The sequence below is a fragment of the Actinoplanes sp. NPDC049548 genome, assembly GCF_040676695.1.
Taxonomy (GTDB): Bacteria; Actinomycetota; Actinomycetes; order Mycobacteriales; family Micromonosporaceae; genus Actinoplanes.
In genome coordinates, this window is the sequence record NZ_JBFAPM010000020.1 from 1 (window position 1) to 23,137 (window position 23,137).

The 23,137-nt window shown below is 72.2% G+C and carries 20 protein-coding genes and 1 pseudogene; 16 read left to right on the forward strand and 5 right to left on the reverse strand.

What is annotated here, in order from left to right; genetic code table 11:
* Window positions 1–122 precede the first annotated feature (122 nt).
* The 5 genes from folE (at window position 123) to AB0J80_RS30540 (ending at window position 3,653) form a co-directional block, all read left to right on the forward strand.
* Window positions 123–719 (forward strand): GTP cyclohydrolase I FolE, encoded by a 597-nt coding sequence (gene folE / locus AB0J80_RS30520; protein WP_364711757.1) that lies wholly within the window; start codon window positions 123–125, stop codon window positions 717–719.
* Window positions 720–990: 271 nt separating this feature from the next.
* A complete protein-coding gene (locus AB0J80_RS30525) occupies window positions 991–1,500 on the forward strand; it encodes a hypothetical protein (protein WP_364711759.1) in 510 nt (169 codons plus the stop codon).
* 27 nt (window positions 1,501–1,527) lie between these two features.
* Window positions 1,528–2,085: a hypothetical protein gene (locus AB0J80_RS30530; protein WP_364711762.1), complete on the forward strand. Its 558-nt coding sequence runs from the start codon at window positions 1,528–1,530 to the stop codon at window positions 2,083–2,085.
* A 9-nt stretch (window positions 2,086–2,094) separates the two neighbouring features.
* Window positions 2,095–3,264, forward strand: a complete 1,170-nt coding sequence (locus AB0J80_RS30535; RefSeq protein ID WP_364711765.1) for an MAB_1171c family putative transporter — start codon at window positions 2,095–2,097, stop codon at window positions 3,262–3,264.
* Window positions 3,261–3,653 (forward strand): hypothetical protein, encoded by a 393-nt coding sequence (locus AB0J80_RS30540; protein WP_364711767.1) that lies wholly within the window; start codon window positions 3,261–3,263, stop codon window positions 3,651–3,653. Before AB0J80_RS30535 ends, AB0J80_RS30540 begins: the two co-directional genes overlap by 4 nt.
* A 7-nt stretch (window positions 3,654–3,660) precedes the next feature.
* Here AB0J80_RS30540 and AB0J80_RS30545 read toward each other — a convergent pair whose 3' ends face one another.
* Window positions 3,661–4,833, reverse strand: coding sequence for a cytochrome P450 (locus AB0J80_RS30545; RefSeq protein ID WP_364711770.1), 1,173 nt, complete (start codon window positions 4,831–4,833; stop codon window positions 3,661–3,663).
* A gap of 186 nt (window positions 4,834–5,019) precedes the next feature.
* On the opposite strand from AB0J80_RS30545, the gene AB0J80_RS30550 reads away from it, so the two are divergent.
* The 9 genes and pseudogenes from AB0J80_RS30550 to AB0J80_RS30590 all read left to right on the forward strand — a co-directional run bounded on the left by AB0J80_RS30550 (window position 5,020) and on the right by AB0J80_RS30590 (window position 13,414).
* A complete protein-coding gene (locus AB0J80_RS30550; protein WP_364711772.1) occupies window positions 5,020–5,817 on the forward strand; it encodes an NADPH-dependent oxidoreductase in 798 nt (265 codons plus the stop codon).
* 10 nt (window positions 5,818–5,827) lie between these two features.
* The gene (locus tag AB0J80_RS30555; protein WP_364711774.1) at window positions 5,828–7,081 is read left to right on the forward strand and encodes an ROK family transcriptional regulator; all 1,254 of its coding nucleotides are present in this window, start codon (window positions 5,828–5,830) and stop codon (window positions 7,079–7,081) included.
* 156 nt (window positions 7,082–7,237) lie between these two features.
* Window positions 7,238–7,744: a flavin reductase family protein gene (locus tag AB0J80_RS30560; RefSeq protein WP_364711777.1), complete on the forward strand. Its 507-nt coding sequence runs from the start codon at window positions 7,238–7,240 to the stop codon at window positions 7,742–7,744.
* Window positions 7,745–7,763: 19 nt separating this feature from the next.
* Window positions 7,764–8,837, forward strand: coding sequence for an ABC transporter substrate-binding protein (locus AB0J80_RS30565; RefSeq protein ID WP_364711780.1), 1,074 nt, complete (start codon window positions 7,764–7,766; stop codon window positions 8,835–8,837).
* Window positions 8,834–9,679 carry an ABC transporter permease gene (locus AB0J80_RS30570; protein ID WP_364711782.1) on the forward strand — a complete coding sequence of 282 codons (846 nt, stop codon included), beginning with the start codon at window positions 8,834–8,836 and terminating at the stop codon, window positions 9,677–9,679. Before AB0J80_RS30565 ends, AB0J80_RS30570 begins: the two co-directional genes overlap by 4 nt.
* Window positions 9,655–10,395: an ABC transporter ATP-binding protein gene (locus AB0J80_RS30575; RefSeq protein WP_364711784.1), complete on the forward strand. Its 741-nt coding sequence runs from the start codon at window positions 9,655–9,657 to the stop codon at window positions 10,393–10,395. Before AB0J80_RS30570 ends, AB0J80_RS30575 begins: the two co-directional genes overlap by 25 nt.
* 13 nt (window positions 10,396–10,408) lie before the next feature.
* Window positions 10,409–11,743, forward strand: a complete 1,335-nt coding sequence (locus AB0J80_RS30580; RefSeq protein ID WP_364711787.1) for an LLM class flavin-dependent oxidoreductase — start codon at window positions 10,409–10,411, stop codon at window positions 11,741–11,743.
* Window positions 11,740–12,335: pseudogene (locus AB0J80_RS30585) on the forward strand (aldo/keto reductase). The gene AB0J80_RS30580 and the pseudogene AB0J80_RS30585 overlap by 4 nt, the downstream one beginning before the upstream one ends.
* Before the next feature lie 11 nt (window positions 12,336–12,346).
* Window positions 12,347–13,414 carry an LLM class flavin-dependent oxidoreductase gene (locus tag AB0J80_RS30590; RefSeq protein ID WP_364711789.1) on the forward strand — a complete coding sequence of 356 codons (1,068 nt, stop codon included), beginning with the start codon at window positions 12,347–12,349 and terminating at the stop codon, window positions 13,412–13,414.
* Here the strand turns inward: AB0J80_RS30590 and AB0J80_RS30595 are convergent.
* Window positions 13,409–14,551 (reverse strand): DUF6596 domain-containing protein, encoded by a 1,143-nt coding sequence (locus tag AB0J80_RS30595; protein ID WP_364711791.1) that lies wholly within the window; start codon window positions 14,549–14,551, stop codon window positions 13,409–13,411. The genes AB0J80_RS30590 and AB0J80_RS30595 overlap by 6 nt on opposite strands.
* Window positions 14,544–14,963, reverse strand: a complete 420-nt coding sequence (locus AB0J80_RS30600; protein WP_364711794.1) for a YciI family protein — start codon at window positions 14,961–14,963, stop codon at window positions 14,544–14,546. The genes AB0J80_RS30595 and AB0J80_RS30600 overlap by 8 nt, the downstream gene beginning before the upstream one ends.
* 163 nt (window positions 14,964–15,126) lie before the next feature.
* On the opposite strand from AB0J80_RS30600, the gene AB0J80_RS30605 reads away from it, so the two are divergent.
* Together AB0J80_RS30605 and AB0J80_RS30610 are read left to right on the forward strand one after the other, a co-directional pair.
* Window positions 15,127–16,626, forward strand: a complete 1,500-nt coding sequence (locus AB0J80_RS30605) for a GGDEF domain-containing protein (protein ID WP_364711797.1) — start codon at window positions 15,127–15,129, stop codon at window positions 16,624–16,626.
* Between the two features lie 169 nt (window positions 16,627–16,795).
* Complete coding sequence (locus AB0J80_RS30610) at window positions 16,796–17,791, forward strand: glycosyl hydrolase (protein ID WP_364711799.1); 996 nt, start codon at window positions 16,796–16,798, stop codon at window positions 17,789–17,791.
* 447 nt (window positions 17,792–18,238) lie between these two features.
* Here the strand turns inward: AB0J80_RS30610 and AB0J80_RS30615 are convergent, their stop codons facing one another.
* Complete coding sequence (locus AB0J80_RS30615) at window positions 18,239–20,725, reverse strand: cellulase family glycosylhydrolase (protein ID WP_364711802.1); 2,487 nt, start codon at window positions 20,723–20,725, stop codon at window positions 18,239–18,241.
* On the reverse strand, window positions 20,722–23,133 hold the full coding sequence (locus tag AB0J80_RS30620) for a glycoside hydrolase family 2 protein (RefSeq protein WP_364711805.1): 2,412 nt from the start codon (window positions 23,131–23,133) through the stop codon (window positions 20,722–20,724). The genes AB0J80_RS30615 and AB0J80_RS30620 overlap by 4 nt, the downstream gene beginning before the upstream one ends.
* Between the last annotated feature and the right edge of the window lie 4 nt (window positions 23,134–23,137).

Sequence of the window (23,137 nt, forward strand, 5' to 3'; positions counted from 1 at the left end):
CACGCCCTCCGCCTGTCCACCAGCTACCTCACACCCACCGAGATCGACGAAGGCATCACCCGACTCGCCGCCTTCATCATCTCCGAGACCGAGCACGACGTCCGACACACGGGGGACCGACCATGACCATCACCGCGAAGCACGTGCCGAGTCTGCGGCCGGCCCGCAACCTCACCGCCGCGACCGCCGCGGCCGCCGCCTTCCTCGAGGCCCTCGGGGTGGATCTCACCGCCGAGAGCCTGCACGACACGCCGGCGCGGATGGCACGCGCGTACGCCGATCTGCTGACCGCCCGCGAGTTCAAGCTCACCACCTTCGACAACGACGAGGGCTACGACGAGCTCGTCATGGCGCGCAACATCCCGATCCGCTCGGTGTGCGAGCACCACCTGCTCCCGTTCGTGGGGGTGGCGCACGTCGGCTACCTGCCGGCGACCCGCATCCTCGGGCTGTCCAAGCTCGCCCGGGTCGTGGAGATGTTCGCGCACGGTACGCAGGTGCAGGAGCGGCTGACGAAGCAGATCGCCGACTGGCTGACCGACGAGCTGGAGCCGAACGGCGTGGGCGTGGTGATCGAGGCCGAGCACCTGTGCATGACGCTGCGTGGCGTGCAGGCGGTCGGCGCGCGGACCACCACCTCGACGATGCTGGGGGCGTTGCGTACCAATGCCGCCTCACGCAGCGAGTTCCTCGCGATGGCCGGTTTCGGGCCGCGCTAGCGGGGGGACCGACCGGCGCCCGGCAACCGACAGGACATGTTCCTGTCGGTTGCCGCTCCCTAAGGGGCACGTCGATGTCATGGCCCTTAGTCCCCGTGGAGTGGCGCTCTGGCCTAAGACACGCCTGTTGCTCTAGATTCTGCTTCGAGCAACGAGCGTTTCCTAGCTGTCGGTGACTATACGCGCCCGGGCGGTGTCGCTGTCAACGAACGTATCGCACGGCGGCGAGGCGAAACACAGCTGTTTACCGACTGTCCATGGAGGAGGGGTCGTGACGGTAGACCAGGCAGGGTCCGCGGGACGCGACATACCCCACCTCGAGACCCTCGCGGACAAGCTGGAGTTCCTCTTCGACCGGGTCCGCCCCACCGCGGCCGAGCTGGGGCCGCACGAGGAGGCCGGTCGGCGGTACACCACCAAGGAGATCGCGAACAAGATCAACGAGGCGGCGCGGCGGGACGGCACCGGCGTCACGATCAGCGCCGCCTACGTCGGTGAGATGCGCCGCGGCGTCACCACCGACCCGCGTACCTCGCACGTCAAGGCGCTGGCCCAGGCGTTCGGCGTGGACCCCGCCTTCTTCGTGGACAGTCTCGTCACCCGCCGCGTCCAGGAACAGATCGACGTCCTCAACGATCTGCGGCAGATGAAGCTGCAGCAGGTGGCGTTGCGCCGGGTGCTGCGCCAGCAGGGCCTGTCCGACGACAGCACCAGGCTCATCGAGCAGCTCGTCGACCGCTGCCGCAAGCTGGAGGGCCTGGACGACGACGGCGCCGTGTGATGACCGCGCTGGTACGCGGTGTCTAAGGTGGTCGATGGCTGGCATCAGGCCCAGGGGGAGGGCGGAGATTTGGCGGACCGCGGGCTGCGCAGGAGATGCGAGACGCTCCTCTCGGAGCTCGACCTCCCGGACGCTTCCGGCGTCCGGGAGCTGTGTGACGTCATCGCCGAGCGCCAGGGCCGGCCGATTCACCTTCTCGGCGAAGCGTTGCCGGCCGACAGCCCGTGCGGGCTCGCGGTGCGCACCGAGCGGTTCGACGCCATCTTCTACGAGGCCAACACGAGCCGGCTGCACCAGGAGCACATCATCCGGCACGAGCTCGGCCACCTGATCTGCGGGCACCTGACCGCTCCCGTCCTCGACGCGGAGGCGTCCCGGCTGCTGCTGCCCAACCTCGATCCGTCGCTGGTGCAGGCCGTGCTGGGGCGCACCAACTACAGCGAGGTCGAGGAGAAGGAGGCGGAGATGATCGCCTCGCTGCTGCTGCGCCGGTCGGTGCTCAGCCGGTCCCGGGCGACGCCGCGCGACGACCCCGCCGCGTCGCCGGTCCTCGGCCGCCTGCACCACACGCTGATCGATCCGTAAGGTGAGCCCGTGTCGAAGGTGATCTACCCGGTCGTGGCCCTGCTCGCCCTGATCGCGCTGGCGTACAAGATTCCGCCGCTGGTGCGCGACCCGCGCAGTCCCACCCGGCGGGCGCTGGTGGCCCTGCTCGCCTGCCTGATGTGGGCGCCGCTGGTCAACACGCCGTTCGTCTACCTCCGCTTCGACGCGGTCACCGGCGTGCCCAACCTGGCACGCCTGATCGCCCACTACGGCATCATCGGCTTCGCGGTGTCCGTGCAGATCCTGCTGCTGCACTGGACGGTCGAGCGCCCGGCACCCCACCGGACCTGGATCCGGCTGCTGGCGGTCACCACCGCCGCCGCGGCGATGGCCGTCTTCTTCGTGCTGGCGCCCCTCGACGTCTCGCTCACCAGCGAGTTCACCGCCCGGTACGGCGACGCGCCCTACATGGCCGCGTACATGCTGGTGTATCTCGGCTACTTCGTCATCGCGCTCGTCGACATCCTGCGCCTGTCCTGGCGGTTCACCGGTCTCACCCGGGCGCCGTTCCTGCGCGTCGGGCTGCGGCTGGTCAGCTACGGCGCCGTCTTCGGGATCGCCTACTGCCTGGAGAAGGGCTTTTACGTGGCGGCCCGCAACGCCGGTTACGAACCGATCCCGGCGCAGGTCCAGGAGCAGATGTCGCCCCTGCTGACCGGTCCGGGCTGCGTGCTCATGCTGATCGGGTTCACCATTCCGTCGTGGGGGCCGCGGGTCGCCGCCTGCTGGGCCTGGGTCGAGCGGCTGCGGACGTACCGGAGGCTTTATCCCCTCTGGAGACTGCTGTACGAGGCCACGCCGGAGATCGCCCTCGACCCCGAGCAGGGGCACCGTGGCTCCGTGCGGGACGTCGAATACCGGCTCGTGCGTCGCGTCGTGGAGATCCGGGACGGCTGGCTGGCGCTGCGGCCGTACTTCGACGCCCGGGTCGCGCGGGCCGCCGGCTCGCGGGAGGACGCGGTCCACGCCGCGGTGCTGATGGCGGCTGCCCGGGCCAAGGCGCGGGACGAGAAGCCGGTGGAGCTCTACACCGCCGACCCGCAGGGCGGCACGGACATCACGGAGGAGACAGCTCAGTTGCTGCGCATCGCCCGGCACATCCGAACCCCCGACGTGGCGCCGCGGCCGGCGCAGGCGCAGCTGGGGGTGGCGCGATGAGCGAGGCCCTTCGGTCCATCGAGGCGCTGGCCGCGCTGCTGCCGGACGCTCAGCGCAGCGCCCACGCGTACGCCCGGAGCATCGACCTCTTCTCCGGGTCGGACGACGTGGCGGCGTCCCATCCGAGCGGGCGCGCCTACGTCGCGGCGACCAGGATGGCCCTGCTGCACAGCGAGGTGAGCGAGGCGCTCCAGGAGATCCGCAGCCGGGAGCTGGACCTGGACCCGGCCGCCCGTCGGCCGGACGACGCGCTGAGTCTCGAGCTGGCCGACATCCTCATCCGCACCCTGGAGCTCGCCGAGTATCTGGGCGTCGACCTGGGTGCGGCACTGGTGACCAAGACCGCGGACACGCTGGGCGGCTACCGGCACGGCGGCGTCCGCTTCTGACGGCGGCTCAGTCCAGGAGCACCGGCAGGGCGACGAGCCCGCGGGTGCGGTAGGACGGGCGCCAGCCGAGCTCGTCGGCCGGCACGGCCAGCCGCAGCCGAGGGAAGCGCCGTACGGCCGTACCGATGGCCACCTCCAGCTCCAGGCGGGCCAGCGGGGCCGCCAGGCAGTAGTGGATGCCGTGGCCGAAGGTCAGGTGGGAGCCGGACCGTCCCGGCCGCACCTCGTCGGGCTCGGCGAAGGCGTCGGGATCGCGGTTGGCCGCGCCCACGACCATGAGCACGGTCTCGCCCCGGGGCACCGTCACACCGGCGATCTCGACGTCCTCGGTGGGGAAGCGCCGCAGCAGCACGGGAGCGGGAGGCTCGTAGCGCAGCAGTTCCTCGATGGTCGCGCCCAGGTGCTCCGGGCCGGTCGCGAGCCCGGGCCGGCGCAGCAGCGTGAGCAGCGCCGTGCCGATGGCGTGGACGGTGTTCTCGTATCCGGCGAATAGGAGCAGGAACGCCAGGGAGGTCAGCTCGTCCTCGGTGAGCCGGTCGTCGTCGTCGCGCGCGGCGATCAGCGCGGAAAGCAGGTCGTCGGCCGGCTGGGCGCGCTTCGCCGCGAGCAGCCCTTCCAGGTATGCGTGGATGGTCCGCACTGCCCGCCCCGCCGCGGCCCGGTCGTCCGGCGGCGGGCTGAACATCGTGTCGGTCCAGGACCGGAACTCGTGCCGGTCCGCCTCCGGTACGCCCAGCAGGTCGGAGATCACCGCCACCGGCAGCGGCCCGGCGTAGTCGCGCACGAGGTCTGCCTCGCTGTGCCCGGCGAGGGCGTCCAGGAGGGCATCGGCGGTCGACTGGATGCGCGGGCGGAGGTCCGCCACCCGGCGCGGGGTGAACGCCTGCGACACGAGCTTGCGGATCCGCGTGTGGTTCGGCGGGTCCATGTTGAGGAGGTTGGCGTCCAGCGCCGGCGGTAGTGAGAAGCCGCGCCAGCTGCCGTTGCCGTTGCTCTTGTCCACCGAGAGCCGGGGGTCGGCGAGCAGGGCGCGGACCTCCGCGTACCGGGTGACCAGCCAGGCCGGCGCGCCGTCGGGCAGCTCGACGCGGCAGACCGGGGCCTCGTCGCGAAGCTTGCGGTAGAGCGGGTAGGGGTCGGTGAAGAACGCCTCGGTGACGGGCAGTGCTGCCGTGGTCATGTCGTGACGCCCTCCGGTCCGGCCTCCGCTCATGCGGAAGGTCGGGCATCCACGGGGGAAGATGCCCGACCTTCGACCCCGATGGAACCACACGCGGCGCCGCTTCGCCACCCCCGGGGCTTGGCAGAAAAACCTATTCGCCCTATCGTTCTCATAGGAAATCCAGGCCCGAGAGGATGGTCGCCGATGTCCGCGTCCGACCGATACGGCGATCCCGCCGCGCAGCTCGCCGTGCTCAATGACGTCCTGCGCCTGCAGCTCGCGCACCGCTCGGTCCGCAAGTTCGGCCCGCGGGACGTCACCGACGACGAGCTGGCCGCCCTGGTCGCGGCCGCCCAGTCCGCGCCTACCTCCTCGAACCTGCAGCCGTGGAGCGTGGTGGCGGTGCGCGACCCCGGGCGCAAAGCCCGGCTGGCCGCCCTCGCCGGCGACCAGGCCTTCGTGGCGCAGGCGCCGCTGTTGCTGGTCTGGGTGGCCGACCTGGGCCGGGCCCGGCGGCTGGCGGCCCGCGCCGGCACCGAGGTGGCGGCGGCCGACTATCTCGAGACCACCATCATCGCCTTCGTCGACACCTCCCTGGCCGCCCAGAACGCCGTGCTGGCGGCCCGCTCCCTGGGTCTGGGCTCGGTCTTCGTCGGCGCGATCCGCAACCGGCCCGCCGAGGTCGCCGAGGAGCTGGCGCTGCCGCCGCACGCCGTCGCGGCGTTCGGTCTGGCCGTGGGTGAGCCGGATCCGGCCGACACCGCCGGGATCAAGCCGCGCCTGCCGCAGGACGCGGTGCTGCACCGGGAGACCTACGACGCGAGCGGGGCGGACGCGCACATCCCCGCGTACGACCAGCGGCTGGCCGCCTACCACGGCAGGTACGGGCTGCCGGGCGACTGGAGCGGCCGGGTGCTGGCGCGCCTGCGGGGCCCGGAGTCGATGGCGGGCCGTCATCGGCTGCGCGAGACCCTGGAGCGGCTCGGGCTGCCCTCCCGGTGAGGAGCCACGGATGGGGTGGCCCTTGAGCGGGCCGGTCGGCGCCGGGCGGACGACCCGGCGAGGCGACCTGCCGCCGCCCGAGGCGCGCCGGCCGCGGGACTCGGCCGGCGCGGTGCTGCGCGCCGTCCTGGACCACGGCCCGGTCGCCCGCAGCTCGGTCGCGCGGGTGACCCGCCTGTCCGCCGCCTCGGTCAGCGGCGTCGTGGCCGCCCTGGTGGACCGCGGGCTCGTCCGCGAGGTGCCGGAGGCGGCGGGGCCGCCGGGAGTCGGCCGCCCGCACGTACCGGTGGACATCGAGCCGGACGGCGTCGCGGTGATCGGAGCGCACATCGCGGTTCCCCGCACGACGGTGGCCCTGCTGGATCTGAGGGGACGGGTGATCGCCCAGCGTCAGGACCTGCACGGCCGGCGGCGGGACCCCTCCGGCGTGCTGACGTCCCTCGTCTCCCGGATCGCCGGCCTCCGGCGCGAGTACGGCACCCGGCGTCGCATCCTCGGTCTCGGCCTGGCCGCCGGCGGATGGGTGGACGCCGCGAACGGCACGGTGGTCGAGCACTCCTTCCTCGGCTGGCGCGACGTCCCCGCCGGCCCCGTGCTGGCCGAGGCCACGGGGCTGCCGGTCGCGGTCGACAGCAACTCCCGCGCGCTGCTGCGGGCCGAGCAGCTGTTCGGCGACGTCGCCCGGCGGGCCCGGGAGAGTGCCGTGCACCTGTTCGTGGGCAACGTCGTCGACGTCGCCTTCGCGGCGGGCGGCGTCGTGCATCGAGGTCCCCGGTCTGCCGCGGGTGCCGTCGCCCATCTCCCGATCGAGGGTTGCGTCGACGTCTGTGCCTGCGGACGGACGGGCTGCCTGCAGGCCGCCGTCTCGGAGCAGGCGCTGGTGCGCCGCGCGGTGGCGGGCGGGGTGATCGACCGGCCGGACGTCGGCGCCCTGGTGGAGGCGGCGCTCGACGGCCGCGCCGAGGCTGTCGCGCTGTTCGAGCACCGGGCCCGGCTCGTGGGCCGTGCCGCGGCCGTCCTGCTCGACCTGTTCGACCCCGAGGTGCTGGTGGTGGCCGAGGCGGGCGCCAACCGCCTGCCCGCCTGCCTGGAGACGCTGCGCGCCGAGGCGGCGGCCTGGTCGTCCGCGAGCGCCGACGCCGCGAAGATCATCCGCGCGACCAGCTTTCCGCGCCACGTGCTCGCCGTCGCCGGCGGCGCGGTCGCGCTGGACCAGGTGTACGCCGCGCCCCTCGGTCCCGGGCTACGGCTGCGAGCCTCGTAGTTAATTCAGTCAGGCGCATAGTTGCCTCTTAATCCTAGCGTCTTAGTATGAATTCAAGCCGGCGGTGACCACGTCCCGCCGATCCTGTCGCCGCTGACAGCCCGCAGCAACCTGTGCGCCGGCCGCCCTGCCCACCGTCGGAAACGGAGCCCTTCCATGACCATCATCGACTCCTGGACCCGCCGCGCCGCCTCGGTGGACGCCCACGTGTTCCGTCAGGTCTTCCGGCGGCACGCCGCAGGTGTGGCCGTCGTGACCGTCGACGCCGGGCGAGGCGCGGCCGGTGTCACCGTGACCTCGCTCGCCTCCCTCTCCGCCGATCCGCCCCTGCTGTCCTTCAGCGTCTCGGCGACGGCGTCGGTGTGGCCGCATCTGCGGGACGCCGGCACCGCCGTCGTGCACCTGCTGGGCGCCGAGCACGCCGAGCTGGCGCAGACCTTCGCCACCAGCGGCATCGACCGCTTCGGCGCGCCGACCCGCTGGCACCGGCTGCCCACCGGCGAGCCGGTCCTCGACGGTGCGGCGGCGTGGCTGCGGATCGCGATCGAGCACCGCCATCCCGCCGGCGGCGCCCACCTCGTCATCGGCCGCATCCAGGAGGTGGAGCTCGCGGAGAGCAGCACGCCGCTGCTCTACCACGACGGCAGCTACCACGTTCTCTGACAGCGAAGGAAGTCCACCCATGAGCACGTCTCCATCGCGCCGTACGGCGCGCGCGGTCGCCGCACTGCTGGCTGCCTCCCTGTTCCTGACCGCCTGCGGCGGTGACGAGGCCGGCGCGACCCTCGAGCTGTCCGCCGCCCTGCCCGACCAGGTCCCGAGCGGCACTCAGCTGCGCATCGGCGACCCGTCGATCCAGGCGGTCGTCCAGGCGTCCGGTCTGGACAAGGAGCTGACCGGCGCCGGCGTACGGGTCGAATGGGCGAACATCAGCGGAGGCCCGCAGAGCATCCAGGCGTTCCGCGCCGACAAGCTCGACTGCAGCGCGGTCGCCGACATCCCGTCCCTCTTCGCCGCCTGGACCGGCACCTCTACCAAGATCGTGTTCCAGTCCGTCACCGTGGACCCGCTGAAGTATCCCGTCTACCAGCTGGGCGTCGCGCCGGGCGTGCACGTCGCCTCGCTCGCGGACCTGCGGGGCAAGAAGATCGCCTACAGCGCCGGCCAGGCCCAGGGCGCCCTCGTCCTGCGGGTGCTGCAGAAGGCCGGACTGACCAGGAAGGACGTCACGCTCGTCGAGCTGACCAGCACGGGCGACTCGTACGTGACCGCACTGGGTGGCAAGGCCGTCGACGTGGCCCCGCTCGGCGCCCAGAACGTCAAGATCTACCAGGCCAAGTACCCGGGAGGCGGGGCGGTCCCGACGGGCATCCGCGACGACGCTTCCACGCTCTACTGCCTCACGAAGTCGGTGCAGGACGCGGAGAAGGCCGCGGCGCTCAAGGTCTACGTCGGCGTCCGCACGAAGGCGCTGCTCTGGCAGAACGAGCACCCCGAGGAGTTCGCGAAGGCGTACTACCAGGACAGTCAGGGGCTGAGCCCCGCCGACGCGAAGCAGGTCGTCGCCCTCAGCGGGCGCAAGGGCATCCCGGCGAGCTGGGACAACGCGGTCACCCGGCTGCAGGAGACCGCCGACCTGCTGGCGACGGAGCAGGACCACGAGAAGCTCGACGTGACCACGCTCGTCGACCGCCGCTTCGAGAAGGTCCAGACGGCGGCCGCCGGATCGCAGGTCGTCACGGGTGATGCCGCATGACCGCAGTCGCCGTCGGCGAGGCGGCCCCCGTGGCGGTCACCAGCCGCGTCGACGCCCGGGTGGTCCGCCGCCGCCTCGGTCCCGGCCGCCGCTTCCGGTTCGCCTTCTGGGTGGGCCCGCTGGTCGTCCTCGCCGTCTGGACCGTCGGCTCCAGCACCGGACTGATCAGCCCGGCGATCCTCACCGCCCCGTGGGACGTGGCGAAGGCCTTCCAGGACCAGTGGACGAACCACGACCTGCTCGGCAACGTCCTCTCGTCGCTGCAACGGGCCGCGCTCGGGCTCGGCTTCGGCGTCCTCATCGGAGCGGTGCTGGCCGTGGTCTCCGGCCTGTCGCGGATCGGGGAGTCCCTGATCGACGGCCCCATCCAGATCAAGCGGTCAGTGCCCACCCTGGCGCTCATCCCGCTGTTCATCGCCTGGTTCGGCATCGGCCAGGGGATGAAGATCGTGACCATCGCGCTGATCAGCATGGTCCCGATCTACGTGCACACCCACAACGGCCTGCGCGGCATCGACGGCCGGTACGCCGAGCTGGCCGAGACCATCGCGATCGGGCGCGGCGAGTTCGTCCGGCACGTGGTGCTTCCCGGCGCCCTGCCCGGCTTCCTGCTCGGCATGCGGTTCGCGGTGACCGCGTCGCTGCTCGGCCTCGTGGTGGTCGAGCAGTACAACGCCACCAGCGGCATCGGTCACATGATCACCCTCGCCGAGCAGTACGGCCAGACCGACGTCATCGTCGTCGGGCTGGTCATCTACGGCATCTTCGGCTACCTCGCCGACAGCGCCGTACGCCTCACCGAGAGGAAGGTGCTCGCATGGCGACGGACACTCGACAGCTGACCACGCGCACCGCGGTCCGGGTCCGCGACCTGCACCGCAGCTTCAGCCAGAACGGGGGCGTGCTCAACGGCCTCGACCTGGACATCGCCGCAGGCGAGTTCGTGGCGCTCATCGGCCGCTCCGGCACCGGCAAGAGCACTCTGCTGCGGGCCCTGGCCGGACTCGACCGGGAGGTCGCGGGCCACGGCCGGATCGCCGTCCCGGACGCGGTTTCGGTGGTCTTCCAGGACTCCCGGCTGCTGCCCTGGAAACGGATCCTCGACAACGTCGTCTTCGGGTTGCGCGGCGCCGACGCCGCCGAGCGCGGCCGGCACGCGCTGGCCGAGGTCGGGCTGGCCGGCCGCGAGCGGGCGTGGCCCTACCAGCTGTCCGGGGGCGAGCAGCAGCGTGCCGCGCTGGCCCGGTCGCTCGTGCGGGAACCACAGCTGCTGCTGGCCGACGAGCCGTTCGGGGCGCTGGACGCGCTCACCCGGATCAAGATGCACGCCCTGCTGCGCAAGCTGTGCGACGCGCACCAGCCGGCGGTGCTGCTGGTGACCCACGACGTCGACGAGGCCATCGCGCTCGCCGACCGGGTGATCCTGCTGGACGCGGGCGTCGTGCGTACCGATGTCCGGGTGGGCCTGCCGAGCCGCTCGCGCTCCGATCCGGCGTTCGCCGAGCTGCGTACGTTCCTGCTCGACCAGCTCGGCGTCGACGAGGGAAGCCACCGATGAAGGGAACCGTCCGATGACCCGCCGCCTGCACTTCAACCTGTTCCTGCACGACACCGGCCATCACGAGGCGTCGTGGCGGCTCCCGGAGTCCGACCCGCACTCGAACCTCTCGCTGGCGGCCCACCAGCACCTGGCCCGGGTCGCCGAGGACGCCAAGTTCGACTCGGTCTTCCTGGCCGACAGCCCCGTGCTGTGGAGCGACCCGGGCCGCCGGCCGTCCGGCAAGCTCGAGCCGACGCTGCTGCTGGCCTCGCTCGCGGTGAGCACCAGCCGGATCGGGCTCATCGCCACCGCCTCCACCTCGTACAACGAGCCCTACAACCTGGCCCGCCGGTTCGCCTCCCTCGACCACCTCTCGGGCGGCCGCGCCGGCTGGAACATCGTCACCACCGCCGGTGACCCGGCGGCGCGCAACTTCGGGCTCGACGACCAGCCCCTGCACCGGACCCGGTACGAGCGCGCCGACGAGTTCCTCGACGTCTCGACCAAGCTCTGGGACAGCTGGGCCGACGACGCGATCGTGGCCGACAAGCAGGCCGGCGTCCACGCCCGGCGCGACCGGGTGCACCCGATCGACCACCGGGGAACCTTCTTCCGGGTGAACGGGCCGCTGAACGTGCCGCGCTCGCCGCAGGCCCATCCGCTGCTGGTGCAGGCCGGCTCGTCGGAGGACGGCAAGGAGTTCGCGGCGAAGTGGGCCGAGGCCATCTTCACCGCCCAGCCGACGCTCGCCGAGAGCCAGGCGTTCTACGCCGACCTCAAGCGCCGGGTCGTGGCGGCCGGGCGCGACCCGGACCACGTCGTCATCCTGCCCGGCATCGTGCCGGTCATCGGCGACACCGAGGCCGAGGCCCGCGAGCTCGACGCCGAGCTGGACCGGCTCATCGCACCGCAGTACGCCGTGGCCCAGCTGGCCCAGACGTTGCGCGTCGATCCGGGCGTCCTCGACCTCGACTCGCCGCTGCCGGCCGACCTGCCGGACGAGGACGAGATCGAGGGGGCCAAGAGCCGCTACACGCTCATCGTCGACTGGGCCCGCCGGGAGAACCTGACCGTGCGGCAGCTGATCGGCAAGCTCGGCGGCGGCCGCGGCCACCGCACCTTCGCCGGCACGCCCGTGCAGGTGGCCGACACGATCCAGCACTACTTCGAGAACGGCGCCGCCGACGGCTTCAACATCATGCCGGCGGTGCTGCCCTCGGGCATCGAGGCGTTCGCCGCCAAGGTCGTGCCGATCCTGCAGGAGCGCGGCCTGTTCCGCACCGAGTACGAGGGCACCACGCTGCGCGAGCACTACGGCCTGCCCCGGCCGGCCAACCGCTTCACCCTCCAGGGAGCCACCCGATGACCATCCCGCTGCGCCCGTTCGGTCGTACCGGTGTCAAAGTCAGCTCTCTCGCCCTGGGCGCCATGATGTTCGGCGAGCGGGGCAACGCGGACCACGACGACAGCATCCGCATCATCCACCGCGCGCTCGACGCGGGGATCAACCTCGTCGACACCGCCGACGTCTACAGCCAGGGGGAGTCGGAGACGATCGTCGGCAAGGCCCTCAAGGGCCGGCGCGACGAGGTCTTCCTGGCCACCAAGTTCCACGGCCGGATCGGCACGGACCCGAACCACTTCGGCAACTCGCGACGCTGGATCGTCCGCGAGATCGAGAACAGCCTGCGCCGGCTGCAGACCGACCACGTCGACCTCTGCTGATCAACCTGGTGCTGGCGTTCGTCCTCGAGCACCCGGCCGTCACCGCGCCGATCATCGGCCCCCGCACGCTCGAGCAGCTCGAGGGCCGGCTCGAGGCGGCCCAGGTCCGGCTGACACCGGACGTCCTGAACGAGACCGACAAGATCGTGCCGCCGGGCAGCACGCTGTCCGCCCGCGACCAGGGCTACCGGCCGCCGTCCCTCACCGACCCGGCCCGCCGGCGCCGGAGCTGATCGGAGACATCATGAGCCTGACGTTCCTGTGGTACCTCCCCAACACCGTCGATCCGGGACACCGGGGCGACGACGCCGTCGCGGGCTACGGCACCCTCGAGCACTCCGTGGACCTGGCCCGGACCGCCGAGCAGCACGGATGGTCCGGTGCCCTGATCGGCACCGGCTGGGGCCGGCCGGACACGTTCACCGTGGCGACCGCGATCGCCGCCCGCACCACGACGTTCCGGCCGCTGGCGGCGATCCGCCCCGGCTACTGGCAGCCGGCGCATTTCGCGAGCGCGGCCGCCACGCTCGACCACCTCAGCGGGGGCCGGCTGCTCATCAACATCGTCAGCGGGCAGGACAACCTCGCCGCGTACGGCGACGCCGAAGGAGATCAGGCCCAGCGCTACGCGCGTACCAAGGAGTTCATGCGGCTCACCCGGCGGCTGTGGACCGAGGAGCACGTGACCTTCGAGGGCGAGCACTTCCGCGTCAGGGACTCGACCGTCACGCCTCGCCCGCAGGCGACCGGCCCGCGTCTCTACTTCGGTGGCGCCTCCGCGGCCGCCGAGCGGGTCGCCGCCACCGAGGCCGACGTCCAGCTCTTCTGGGGCGAGCCGCTGGACGGCATCGCCGAGCGCCTCGACCGGCTCCGCCGCCTCAGCGGCGAGCTCGGCCGGGACCTGCCCCCGCTCGAGTTCGGCCTGCGGATCACCACGCTGGTACGCGACACGACCGAGGAGGCGTGGCGCGACGCGGAGGCGAAGGTCGCCGCGATGGCGCAGCAGTCCGAGGTGCCCGGCCGGCGCGACCTGCTCCGCGGGCCCGCCGTGGGGCAGCAGCGCCTGCTCGACCTGGCGGCGCGCGGTGACGTGCTCGACAGCTGCCTCTACACCGCGCCCGGCCGGTACGGCGGCGGCGGGGCGGGCACGACCTGGCTGGTCGGCTCGCCCGAGGACGTCACCGCCGCCCTGCGCCGCTACGCCGAGCTGGGCATCAGCCACTTCGTGCTGTCCGACACCCCGTACAAGCGGGAGACGGCCCGGGTGGGTGACGCGCTCATCGGGCGGCTGCGGGAGCCGGCGCTGCTATGACAGCCGGGCGTTGAGCCGGGCGGCCTGGCGGGTCAGGTGGTCCCGCTCGGCCAGATGGGCGGCCTTGCGGGCCGCCTCGGCGTAGAGCCGCGCTGCCGTAGCGAGGTCGCCGTCGCGCTCGTGCAGGTACGCCGACACGGCCGTGTGCCGGGGCAGCGAGTCGTCGAGCGCCGCGAGTGCCGCCAGGCCCGCCCGGGGCCCGTCCGCCTCGCCGACGGCCACCGCGCGGTTGAGCCGCACGACCGGGCTGCCGGTCAGGCGGATGAGCTCGTCGTACCACTCGACGATCTGCACCCAGTCGGTCTCCTCGGCGGTCCGGGCGTCGGCGTGCAGCGCCGCGATGGCGGCCTGGGCCTGGAACTCGCCCAGCCGGTCCCGGGCCAGGGCCGCCTGCAGGATCCCGACCCCCTCGGCGATCATCGCGGTGTCCCAGCGGCTGCGGTCCTGCTCGGCGAGGGGCACCAGGCTGCCGTCCGGCGCCGTCCGGGCGGCGCGCCGGGCGTGGTGCAGGAGCATGAGGGCGAGCAGCCCGGCCACCTCGGGGTGGTCGATCGCGGCGGCGAGCTGCCGGGTGAGCCGGATCGCCTCGGCGGCGAGGTCGACGTCGCCGGAGTAGCCCTCGTTGAAGACGAGGTAGAGGACCCGCAGCACGGTGGCGACGTCGCCGGGCTGGTCGAACCGTACGCCGGAGACGGTGCGCTTGGCCCGGCTGATGCGCTGCGCCATGGTGGCCTCGGGCACCAGGTAGGCCTGGGCGATCTGCCGGGTGGTCAGCCCGCCGACCGCGCGCAGCGTGAGGGCGACCGCGGATGACGGCGTCAGCGACGGGTGGGCGCACAGGAAGTAGAGCTGCAGCGTGTCGTCCGCCGAGGAGGCCGGCCCGGGAGCCGGTTCCTCGTCGACGAGGTCCTCACGCCGCCGGCGTGCGGCGTCCGCCCGCGCCGCGTCGAGGAACCGGCGCCACGCCACGGTGACCAGCCAGCCTTTCGGGTCCCTCGGCGGGTCGGCCGGCCACACCCGGACCGCCTCGACGAGCGCGTCCTGCACGGCGTCCTCGGCCGCCGCGAAGTCGGCTCCGCGGCGGACGAGGATGCCGAGCACGCCCGGCGTGAGGCTGCGCAGCAGTGCCTCATCCATGCCCGAGGCACTCGTCGACGGTGGGCATCGCGGTCAGGAAGGGGCGCACCTCGAGCCACTCGTGGATCGGCTTCCCGCCCGCTCCGGGTGCCGCCGACAGCTCCCCGGCCAGCTCGAGGGCGCGCTCGTAGGTGTCGACGTCGATCACCATCCAGCCGGCGATGAGGTCCTTGGTCTCGGCGAACGGCCCGTCGGTGACCGGCGGGCGGCCCTCGCCGTCGTACCGGACGAAGGTGCCCTCCGGGGCGAGCGCCTGCCCGTCGACGTACTCGCCGGTCTCCTCGAGGCGGGCCGCGAAGTCGTTCATGTACTGGATGTGCGCCGAGATCTCCTCGGGCGTCCATTTGTCCATGGGCACGTCGTTGACCGCCGCAGGAGCGCCGCGGTAGTGCTTCAGCAACAGGTACTTCATGGTGTCTCTCCTCGGTGCCGGTGCGACCCATTGTCGTCACGGTCACGGCGGGGACGGAGCAGGCCCGGGGTTCTCGACATCGCCGGTCGAGAAATGTCCGGCGGCTCAGGTCGCCGCCGCGTCTGCCGATCAGCGCAATGGACGCGACCAGGAGGAACCGGCGATGCAGCGAACCCTCGGGCGGGCCGGTCTCGCCGTGCCCGCGGCGCTGTCCGGTGCGCTGACGCTGCTCAGCATCGCCTGGTTCGTCGCGAACGCGCCGGCGCCCCGGGGCCCCGGATGGCTGGGCTGGGTCTTCGCGCCGCTCGTCATCGTGATCAACCAGGCCCAGCTGGTACGCCTGCTCCGCAGCCCCGGCGTCCCGCCCGAGGGCCGGCGGTTCTGGCGGCACCTCGCCGTCGCCCAGGTCGTGATCGTCGTGGCGACCCTGGTCACGGCGTACGACACGCTGTCCGACCCCGGGGCGGTGACCCTCGCGGCGCCGGCCAACGCACTGTTCGGCGCCGCGATCCTGGTCGTGCTCTGGGCGCTGTTGCGGCTGCCCGCCCGCCACCCGATCCGCGGCACCGCCGTGGTGCGCTTCGGCCTCGACGCCGCCGTGGTCGTCCTGACTGTGGGCCTGTTCGGCTGGTTCCTGTACTTCCGGAACTACGACGAGCTGGTCTCCGCGGTCGGCGCGCCGGGCCCGGTCCTGGGGCTGATGCTCTTCGCGTGCGCCGCGGCGCTGGCGTTCAGCAAGCTGGCCATCGCCGGCGCGCGCGGCGTCGACCGGCGCACGATGTACTACCTCGGCGTCTGCGTGGTCGTCTCCGCACTGGTCGGCGGCATGCTGCCGCGGCTGGCGTCCCGGCCCGACCTCAACGCGATCGCGGTGAGCGTGCCGCTGAAGTTCTTCCTGTTCAGCCTGACCATCGAGCGTGAGCGGTCCCTGCTCGGCCGGCCCGCGCCGGAGCGTACGCCGCGCCGGCCGTTCAGCCTGGCGCCCTACCTCGCGGTGGCCGCGACCGACGGGCTGCTGCTCCACACCGGCGGCAGCTCCCCGGTGGTGACGGTGACGGCGGTCGCGCTGACCGCCATCGTCGTCAGCCGCCAGATCCTCGCGTTCTACGACAATGCCCGGCTGCTGGAGAAGGTGCACGAGGCCCAGCTGCAGCTCGCCCACCAGGCGAACCACGACGCTCTCACCGGCCTGGTGAACCGGCGGCTGTTCGAGGAGCGGCTGAACGCCGCGCGGGACTCCGGTGAGGCGTTCGCCGTGGCCCTCATCGACCTCGACGACTTCAAGGGCGTCAACGACCGGCTCGGTCATCACGTCGGCGACGCGTTCCTGGTCGCCGTCGGCGAACGGCTGCGGGCCGGTGTCCGGGAGGGCGATGTGGTCGCGCGCCTCGGGGGTGACGAGTTCGCGGTGCTGCTCGCCCCGGCCTCGGCCGCCGACTCGGATGCGGTGCTCGAGCGGCTGACGGCGGTGATGGTCTCGCCGGTCAGCGTCGAGGGGCATGACCTGCCGGTCGGCTGCAGCGTCGGCATGGCTGCCGGCCGGCCGGGCGCCGGCCCGGTCGAGGTGCTGCGCCGGGCCGACGTCGCCATGTACGCCGCCAAGGCGGCCGGCAAGGGCCGCACGGCTCACTACCAGCCGGAGATGGAGACCGCTGCCATCTGATCTGCGCCCTCCCGAAAGGCCCGAGGTCGAGGTTTGCATTAAATTATTAATCTAATATTGACAGCGTTGTCATGGCGGACGCATGCTGAGCCGGCACCCCGGACGCTCATGCACACCCATCGATAGGCGTCCCGGTGCCGACAAGTCCGTCCCCCAACGGAGGTCCCTGATGAGATTGCCCCGTCCCGCCTGGGCCGTCGGCGGCGCCCTGGTGCTGCTCACCGCCGGCATGATCCAGGCCGCCCCGGACGCCGACGCGTTCGCGGCCACCCCGAAGTCGACCGTGATCAACTACCTGCGGTCGATCACCGGCACGTCGATCGTGTCGGGTCAGCACAACAAGGAGCCGGCCAGCAACCCCAGCCAGTACACGCAGCAGGTGCACGACATCACCGGCCAGTACCCGGGGCTGTGGGGTGGCGACATGATGTTCCGCTCGGCGGACGTCGCCAACCGGCAGACGGTCATCAACCAGGCGAAGACGGAGTGGGCCAACGGATCGCTCGTCGCGCTCACGTGGCACGCCTGCTCACCCACCGTCGGCGCGACCTGTGAGTTCGACGGCGGCGTCAAGACCAGCATCTCGGACGCGCAGTTCCAGCAGATCGTCACGGGCGGCACGGCGCTGAACACCACGTGGCGCAGCCGCATGGCGGCCGTCGTGCCGTACCTGAAGCAGCTCAAGGACGCCGGTGTCCCGGTGCTCTGGCGTCCCTTCCACGAGATGAACGAGAGCTGGAACTGGTGGGGCCACCGGCCCGGCCCGAACGGCAGCGCGAAGCTCTACCAGCAGATGCGCGACTATTTCTCCGCCCAGGGCCTCGACAACCTGATCTGGGTGTGGAACGTGCAGGACAACCCGGCCGGCGGCTGGCAGAACTACTACCCGGGCAGCAACTACGTCGACGTGGTGACGCTGGACGCCTGGTACAAGAACTACCCGTCGTCCGCCGACTACCAGCAGATCCAGACGATCGCGGCGGGCAAGCCGATCGCCATCGCCGAGATGGGCAAGGTCCCGACCAGTGCACTGCTGACCAGCCAGCCGCGCTGGACCTACTTCATGATCTGGTCCGAGCAGCTGCGCGGGAGCAACACGAACGCCGAGATCCAGGCCGCGTACTTCCACCCCCGCGTCCTGAACCAGGGGGAAGTCCGCTTCTGAGCGGGATCGCCGAGACCGCGGTGGCCGCCGACAGCTTGTCGGCGGCCACTGTTTGTCATGGGATAAGCACGGGACGGGAACCCACGTCGGCCGCCAGGGCGGGCCCGGCCGTAAGGGAAGCAACGGTGGCCGGCAACCACAGTGGTCGTGCCGATGAACCACGGGCCGAGGCCCGCGTTGAAGGTGCGACTGTCCTCAATGGGCCCGGCTTCGCTCCAGATCAAGTCGGTTGCCCTCCATCGTCCGGCCGAACACCTGCTGGCGGGCGAGCGCGTCGGCAGCTTCGACTACTCGACCACCGGCAGGGTCCCGATCCACCAGAGGTCGGTCAACGTCGCCGCCGGGACCGGAAGCGGCGTAACGGTCGCCGGGAGCACGAAAAGCCCCACGACGACCGTCTGGTAGCGCGGTCCGGCGCCAGGACGCATCCTGGCGCCGGAGCATGGTTCAGGAGAACGGGTACGCCCGCACGTCGTCGACCACCAGCCGCCCGGCATCGTCGCCGCCGAGATAGATCGACAGTTGCGTGACGGCGAGCAGGTCGAGAGCGCCGCTCGGCGCCCACGGCGGCTGGGCGAAGGACGTGAAGGGCACGCGGACGATGCCGGGCGGCGTTCCGGGTGGCAGGGTGTGCTCCCAGTAGACGCCGTTCGCGACGAACTGGAGGGTGACGCTCGCCCGGGTTTCCGACCGGTCCAGCAGCAGCTCGATGCCCTGCTGGCCCCACAGGTCGACGGGGGAGAAGGTACGGGTGACGCCCGCGTACCCGGCGCTTCCCGCGGTCACGTCCAGCTGCAGGGCCCGGCCGGTGCCTGAGGGCGACGCGACGAGCGAGGGCGTCACCACGTCGCCGCCGGAGTTGCGGACGTACGCTGCGGCGAGCGCGGTGCTGTCGGCGTACCCCTCGAAATCGTCGATTGTCGTCGGCGCCGCAGGGCGAGCGCGAGTCGTGAAGGTCGCGACCGGGGTTGTCGTGCTGCCGGCGGCGTTCGTGGCGCGCACCCTCCAGAACCACGTCGTGGCCGGGTCGAGGTCCCGCGGTGGGGTGTAGGCGGTCGCGTCGAGCCCGGTGGCGGTGATCAGCGGTGCACTGAGGTCCGGGCGGCGGGAGACCGTGAGCGTGTAGTAGCCCGCTCCGGCGGCCGGCGCCCACGTGAAGGACCGTGGGCCGATCACGCCGGTGGCTCCCGCGGCCGGTGTCACCACGGCGAACGGGCTCGGCGGCCGGGAGACCGGTGCGGGGTCCGCGGCCCAGAACGTGGCCTGACGGACGCCGGAGGTGCGGTCGCCGGTCCAGGCCACACGCACATGGTCGGCGGCCGGTGTGGTCGCGGTGACCGTGAAACCGTTGCGGGCCCGGTCGATGCGTGTCGGGACCGTCCGCCAGCCGGTCCCGTCGTCCGAGACCTGCACGGTGATGCCGGGGTGCCGCGCCGCCAGCACGTCGAAGCGGATGCGGTGCGTTCCGATGTGGTGCCAGCTCACCCAGGCCGGTTCCGGTGCGGTGGCGTGGACGGCGTCGGGACGGATCTCGACCCCGCTGTGGCCGTCGGTAAGGGTGAAGTCCTGCAGCGGATCGGTGAGGACCGTCTCCGCGGCGGCGGCGTACCGGGGCTCGGACCATACGCCCGGGCGGCCCGCGGTGACCGCCACGACGCGGTACCAGGCGTTGCCGGGAGGCGCCGGGTCGGTCCACGGCGTGTCGTTGTCCGAGAGCAGGCCGCTGTGGGCCGCCCGCCAGGGTCCGTGCGAGGTCCGCGCCCGCTCCACGCGATAGCCGTCCGCACCGGCGGCGCCGCGCCACCGGAGGAGGTTGAGGCCGCCGCGCTTGTCGATCGCGGTGATGAGCGGGGTGCCGGCCGGCCGCCGGGCCACCGATGCGCCCAGCGCCTTGGCGAACGCGATCTGCGCCTGGTTCGCCGCCCTCATCCGCTCGTCGTCGCCGGGGTAGTGGAAGGTGAACCCGTCGTCGTGCGGCACGAAGCCCGAGTGGTCGCCGTGGCCGAACAGCGACCAGGACAGCATGCCCGTGACGTCGCGGTCGGCCACCAGCGGGTCGAGGAGCGTGCCGCTCGCGGCTGTGGAGGCGTACTCGCCCGCCACGTACACCTTTCCGGCCGCCGTCACGGTCGCGGCGTCCGCCCGTACCTTCTCAGCGGTCGGCGGGTAGTAGTGGACGTCGACGATGTCGATGTCGGGCGCGCTCAGGGTGTCGGGGTCGATGTCGAACCGGCGGCCGGCGGCGATGAGCTGGCGCGGCGCCCATGCCGAGAAGGCCGCGGCGTTCGCGTTGATCCAGTCGGCGGTCATGCCCTCGAGCTCGTTGCCGAGCTCCCAGGCCATGATGGTGGGATCGTCGGTGTAACGCTTGCCGGTCAGCGGGTTGACGTGGTCCATGATGTGCTTCACGTACGCCTGGTAGTCGGCGATGACCCGGGGGTCGGTGTAGAAGGCGGACTCCGGCAACCCGTACGGCTTCGTGAAGTCGGCGTGCCCGCCGTGGTAGTACGCCCAGTTGTCGGTCAGCGGGAGGACGAGGCGGATGCCTGCCTTGCCGGCGTACGCGATCGCGTAGTCGATGGTGCGGAACGCCGCGTCGTTGAAGCCGGCCTCCTGGGAGGGCAGCAGGGTCTTCGGGTGCCCGGTCGAGACCAGCATGTGCGACCGGACGACCGTCATCCCCATCGCCTTGGCGGTGTCGACGGCGTCGCGGATGCGGAAGTACGTGGGGTAGTCGATCCCGCCCACGTTCTCGTCCAGCCCGAGCCAGTAGATGTTCGTGCCCGCGAAGCGGAACTCCCGCCCGCCGAGCGTGAGGTGGGTGCCGTCGCGGGTCACGAACCCGTGTGCGGCGGCCTGCGCGGTGGTGGGGGCGGCGACCGCCGTCGCCATGACGGTGACGGCGATCGTCGCGACCCGTAGCAGCCTGCTCATGGTGTCCTCCTCAGCGCCGTGGCCAGGTCGGTGAGCACCCAGGGCGCCTTGACCAGCCCGGCGTCCAGGTCGATCGGCGCGCGGACGTGGATGACGGCGGACTCGCCCGCCAGCAGGGTGACGAAGCCCCGGTCGGCCGCCGCCTGCGGATGGATGCGGTCCGCTTGGAGCAGGATGTCGCGGGCCAGCCCCACCGCCTGCACGTGGACGTCCAGCCCGCCGGCGACCGCCTCGACGTCCACGGTGAGCCCCGGGTCCTCGTACGCGAAGTCCCGGTCCTCCGTCGCGAACCACAGCGCGCGGGCGTCGCCGAGCCGGGCCACCACAACCTCGGCGGCCGGATCGCCGAAGGCGGCCACCACCTCCGGGACCGGCACCAGGGACACGGACCGCGCGGCCACCGACACCCGTCCGGTCACGGTGGCCCGCACGGCGCCGCCGGTGTCCTGGCGCTCGACGAGCAGGGTGCCGGTCCACTCGTCCGGGTGGTCGTTGAGGACCGCCACCACCGGGCCGCCGTCGCCGGGCTGGATGGTCAGCGCGCGGTCGGCGTAGAGCTCGCGCAGGGCGAAGTAGAGCGGCTTGTAGCGGCCCGCGCCGTCGATCGCCGCCCACGAGGTGACCGGCCACAGGTCGTTGAGCTGCCAGAGGATCGTGCCGGCGGTGTGCGGCCAGTGGGAACGCCAGTGCTCGATCCCGGTGCGGATCGCCCGTACCTGGTTCAGCTGGGTCAGGTAGTGCCAGGCCTCGGTGCTCGCCGGCGCGGGGAAGTGCGGGGCGAGGCCCCGGGCCAGCTTGCCGTTGCCGTCCTCGGCCTTCTGGTGGTGCAGGACGCCCGGCGAGTCGGGCAGCAGCGGCTCGTCGGAGACCGCGGCGCGCAGCGTGGTCCACGCCGGTGGCGCCTGCCAGCCGAACTCCGCGACGAAGCGGGGCGCCGAGGCGCGGTAGTTGGCGTAGTCCTCGCGGTTCCACACCTCCCAGGAATGGAAGGTTCCGTGGTCCGGGTCGTTGGGCGCTTGCTCCCAGGAGCCCGACCAAGGGCTGCCGGCCTGGTAGGGACGCGACGGATCGAGCTCGGCGACGATCGCGGGCAGCGTTTCGAGGTAGTACCGCTCGCCCCAGGTCAGGCCTCCGCTCTCCGCGTCCCATCCCATGGCCACGTGCAGCCACAGGTTCTCGTTGTTGCCGTTCCAGGTGATGAGGCTGGGGTGCGGCGCGAGACGGATGACGTTGTCGCGGGCCTCGGCGACCACTTCCGAGAAGAGCGGCTCCTCCTCCGGATAGTCGGCGCAGGCGAAGAGAAAGTCCTGCCAGACCATCAGTCCCAGCTCGTCGCAGACCTCGTAGAAGGCGCGGTCCTCGTAGATGCCGCCGCCCCAGACGCGGATCAGGTTGACGCCGGCGGTGGCGGCCTCGCGCAGCCGTCGCTCGTAGCGTTCCCGGGTCATCCGGGCGGGGAAGATGTCGTCCGGGATCCAGTTGACGCCCTTCATGAACACGGGCTCGCCGTTGACGTGGAACACGAACCCGCCGCCGGTCCGGTCGATCTCGACGGTGCGGAAGCCGGTGCGGCGTTCCCACCGGTCGAGCACCGCCTCGCCGTCGAGCAGCTCGACGCTCAGGGCGTACAGCGCCGGTTCGCCGTAGCCGCGCGGGTTCCACGGTGTCACGTCGCCCGTGTCGACGACCGTCCGGGCCGTCGTCGCGCCGCCCGGCAGATCCAGGAGGGCGATCTCGCGCCCGTCGAGCAGCACGCGGGCCCGCAGGTCACGCTCGCGGGTGCGTTCGACGTCGACGCTCAGATCCAGCCGGCCGGTGCGGTCGTACGTGGCGAGGGGGCGGACGGTGGCCAGCCGGGCGGTGCTCCAGCCCTCGAGGCGTACCGGCCGCCAGATGCCCGCGGTGACGAGCGTCGGTCCCCAGTCCCAGCCGAAGCTGCAGGCCATCTTGCGGATGAACTGGAACGGCTCCGGGTACGCGTTGGGCCTCGGCCCGAGCTGGTCGCGGACCCGTTCCGCCTCGGTGTACGCCGAGGTGAAGTGCACGGTGAGCGGCTTCCGAGGGCCGTCGAGCAGCGCCGTGACGTCGTACCGGTAGCCGCGGTGCATGTTGCGGGTCGAGCCCAGGGCGACGCCGTCCAGCTCGACGGCCGCCACGGTGTCGAGGCCCTCGAACACCAGGTCGACGCGCTCGTGGGCGCCGCCGGCCCAGGAGACGTCCCGCTCGTACGTCCAGTCGGCGCGTCCCACCCAGGCGACCGCCTTCTCGTTGTCGTCGCGGAACGGGTCCTCGAGCCGGCCGGCGTCCAGCAGGTCGGTATGGACGCAGCCGGGCACGGTCGCCGGCGTCCGTTCGCCCTCGGACGAGATCAGCGTCCAGGCGCCGCCGAGGTCCTCCACCGTGATCATCGAC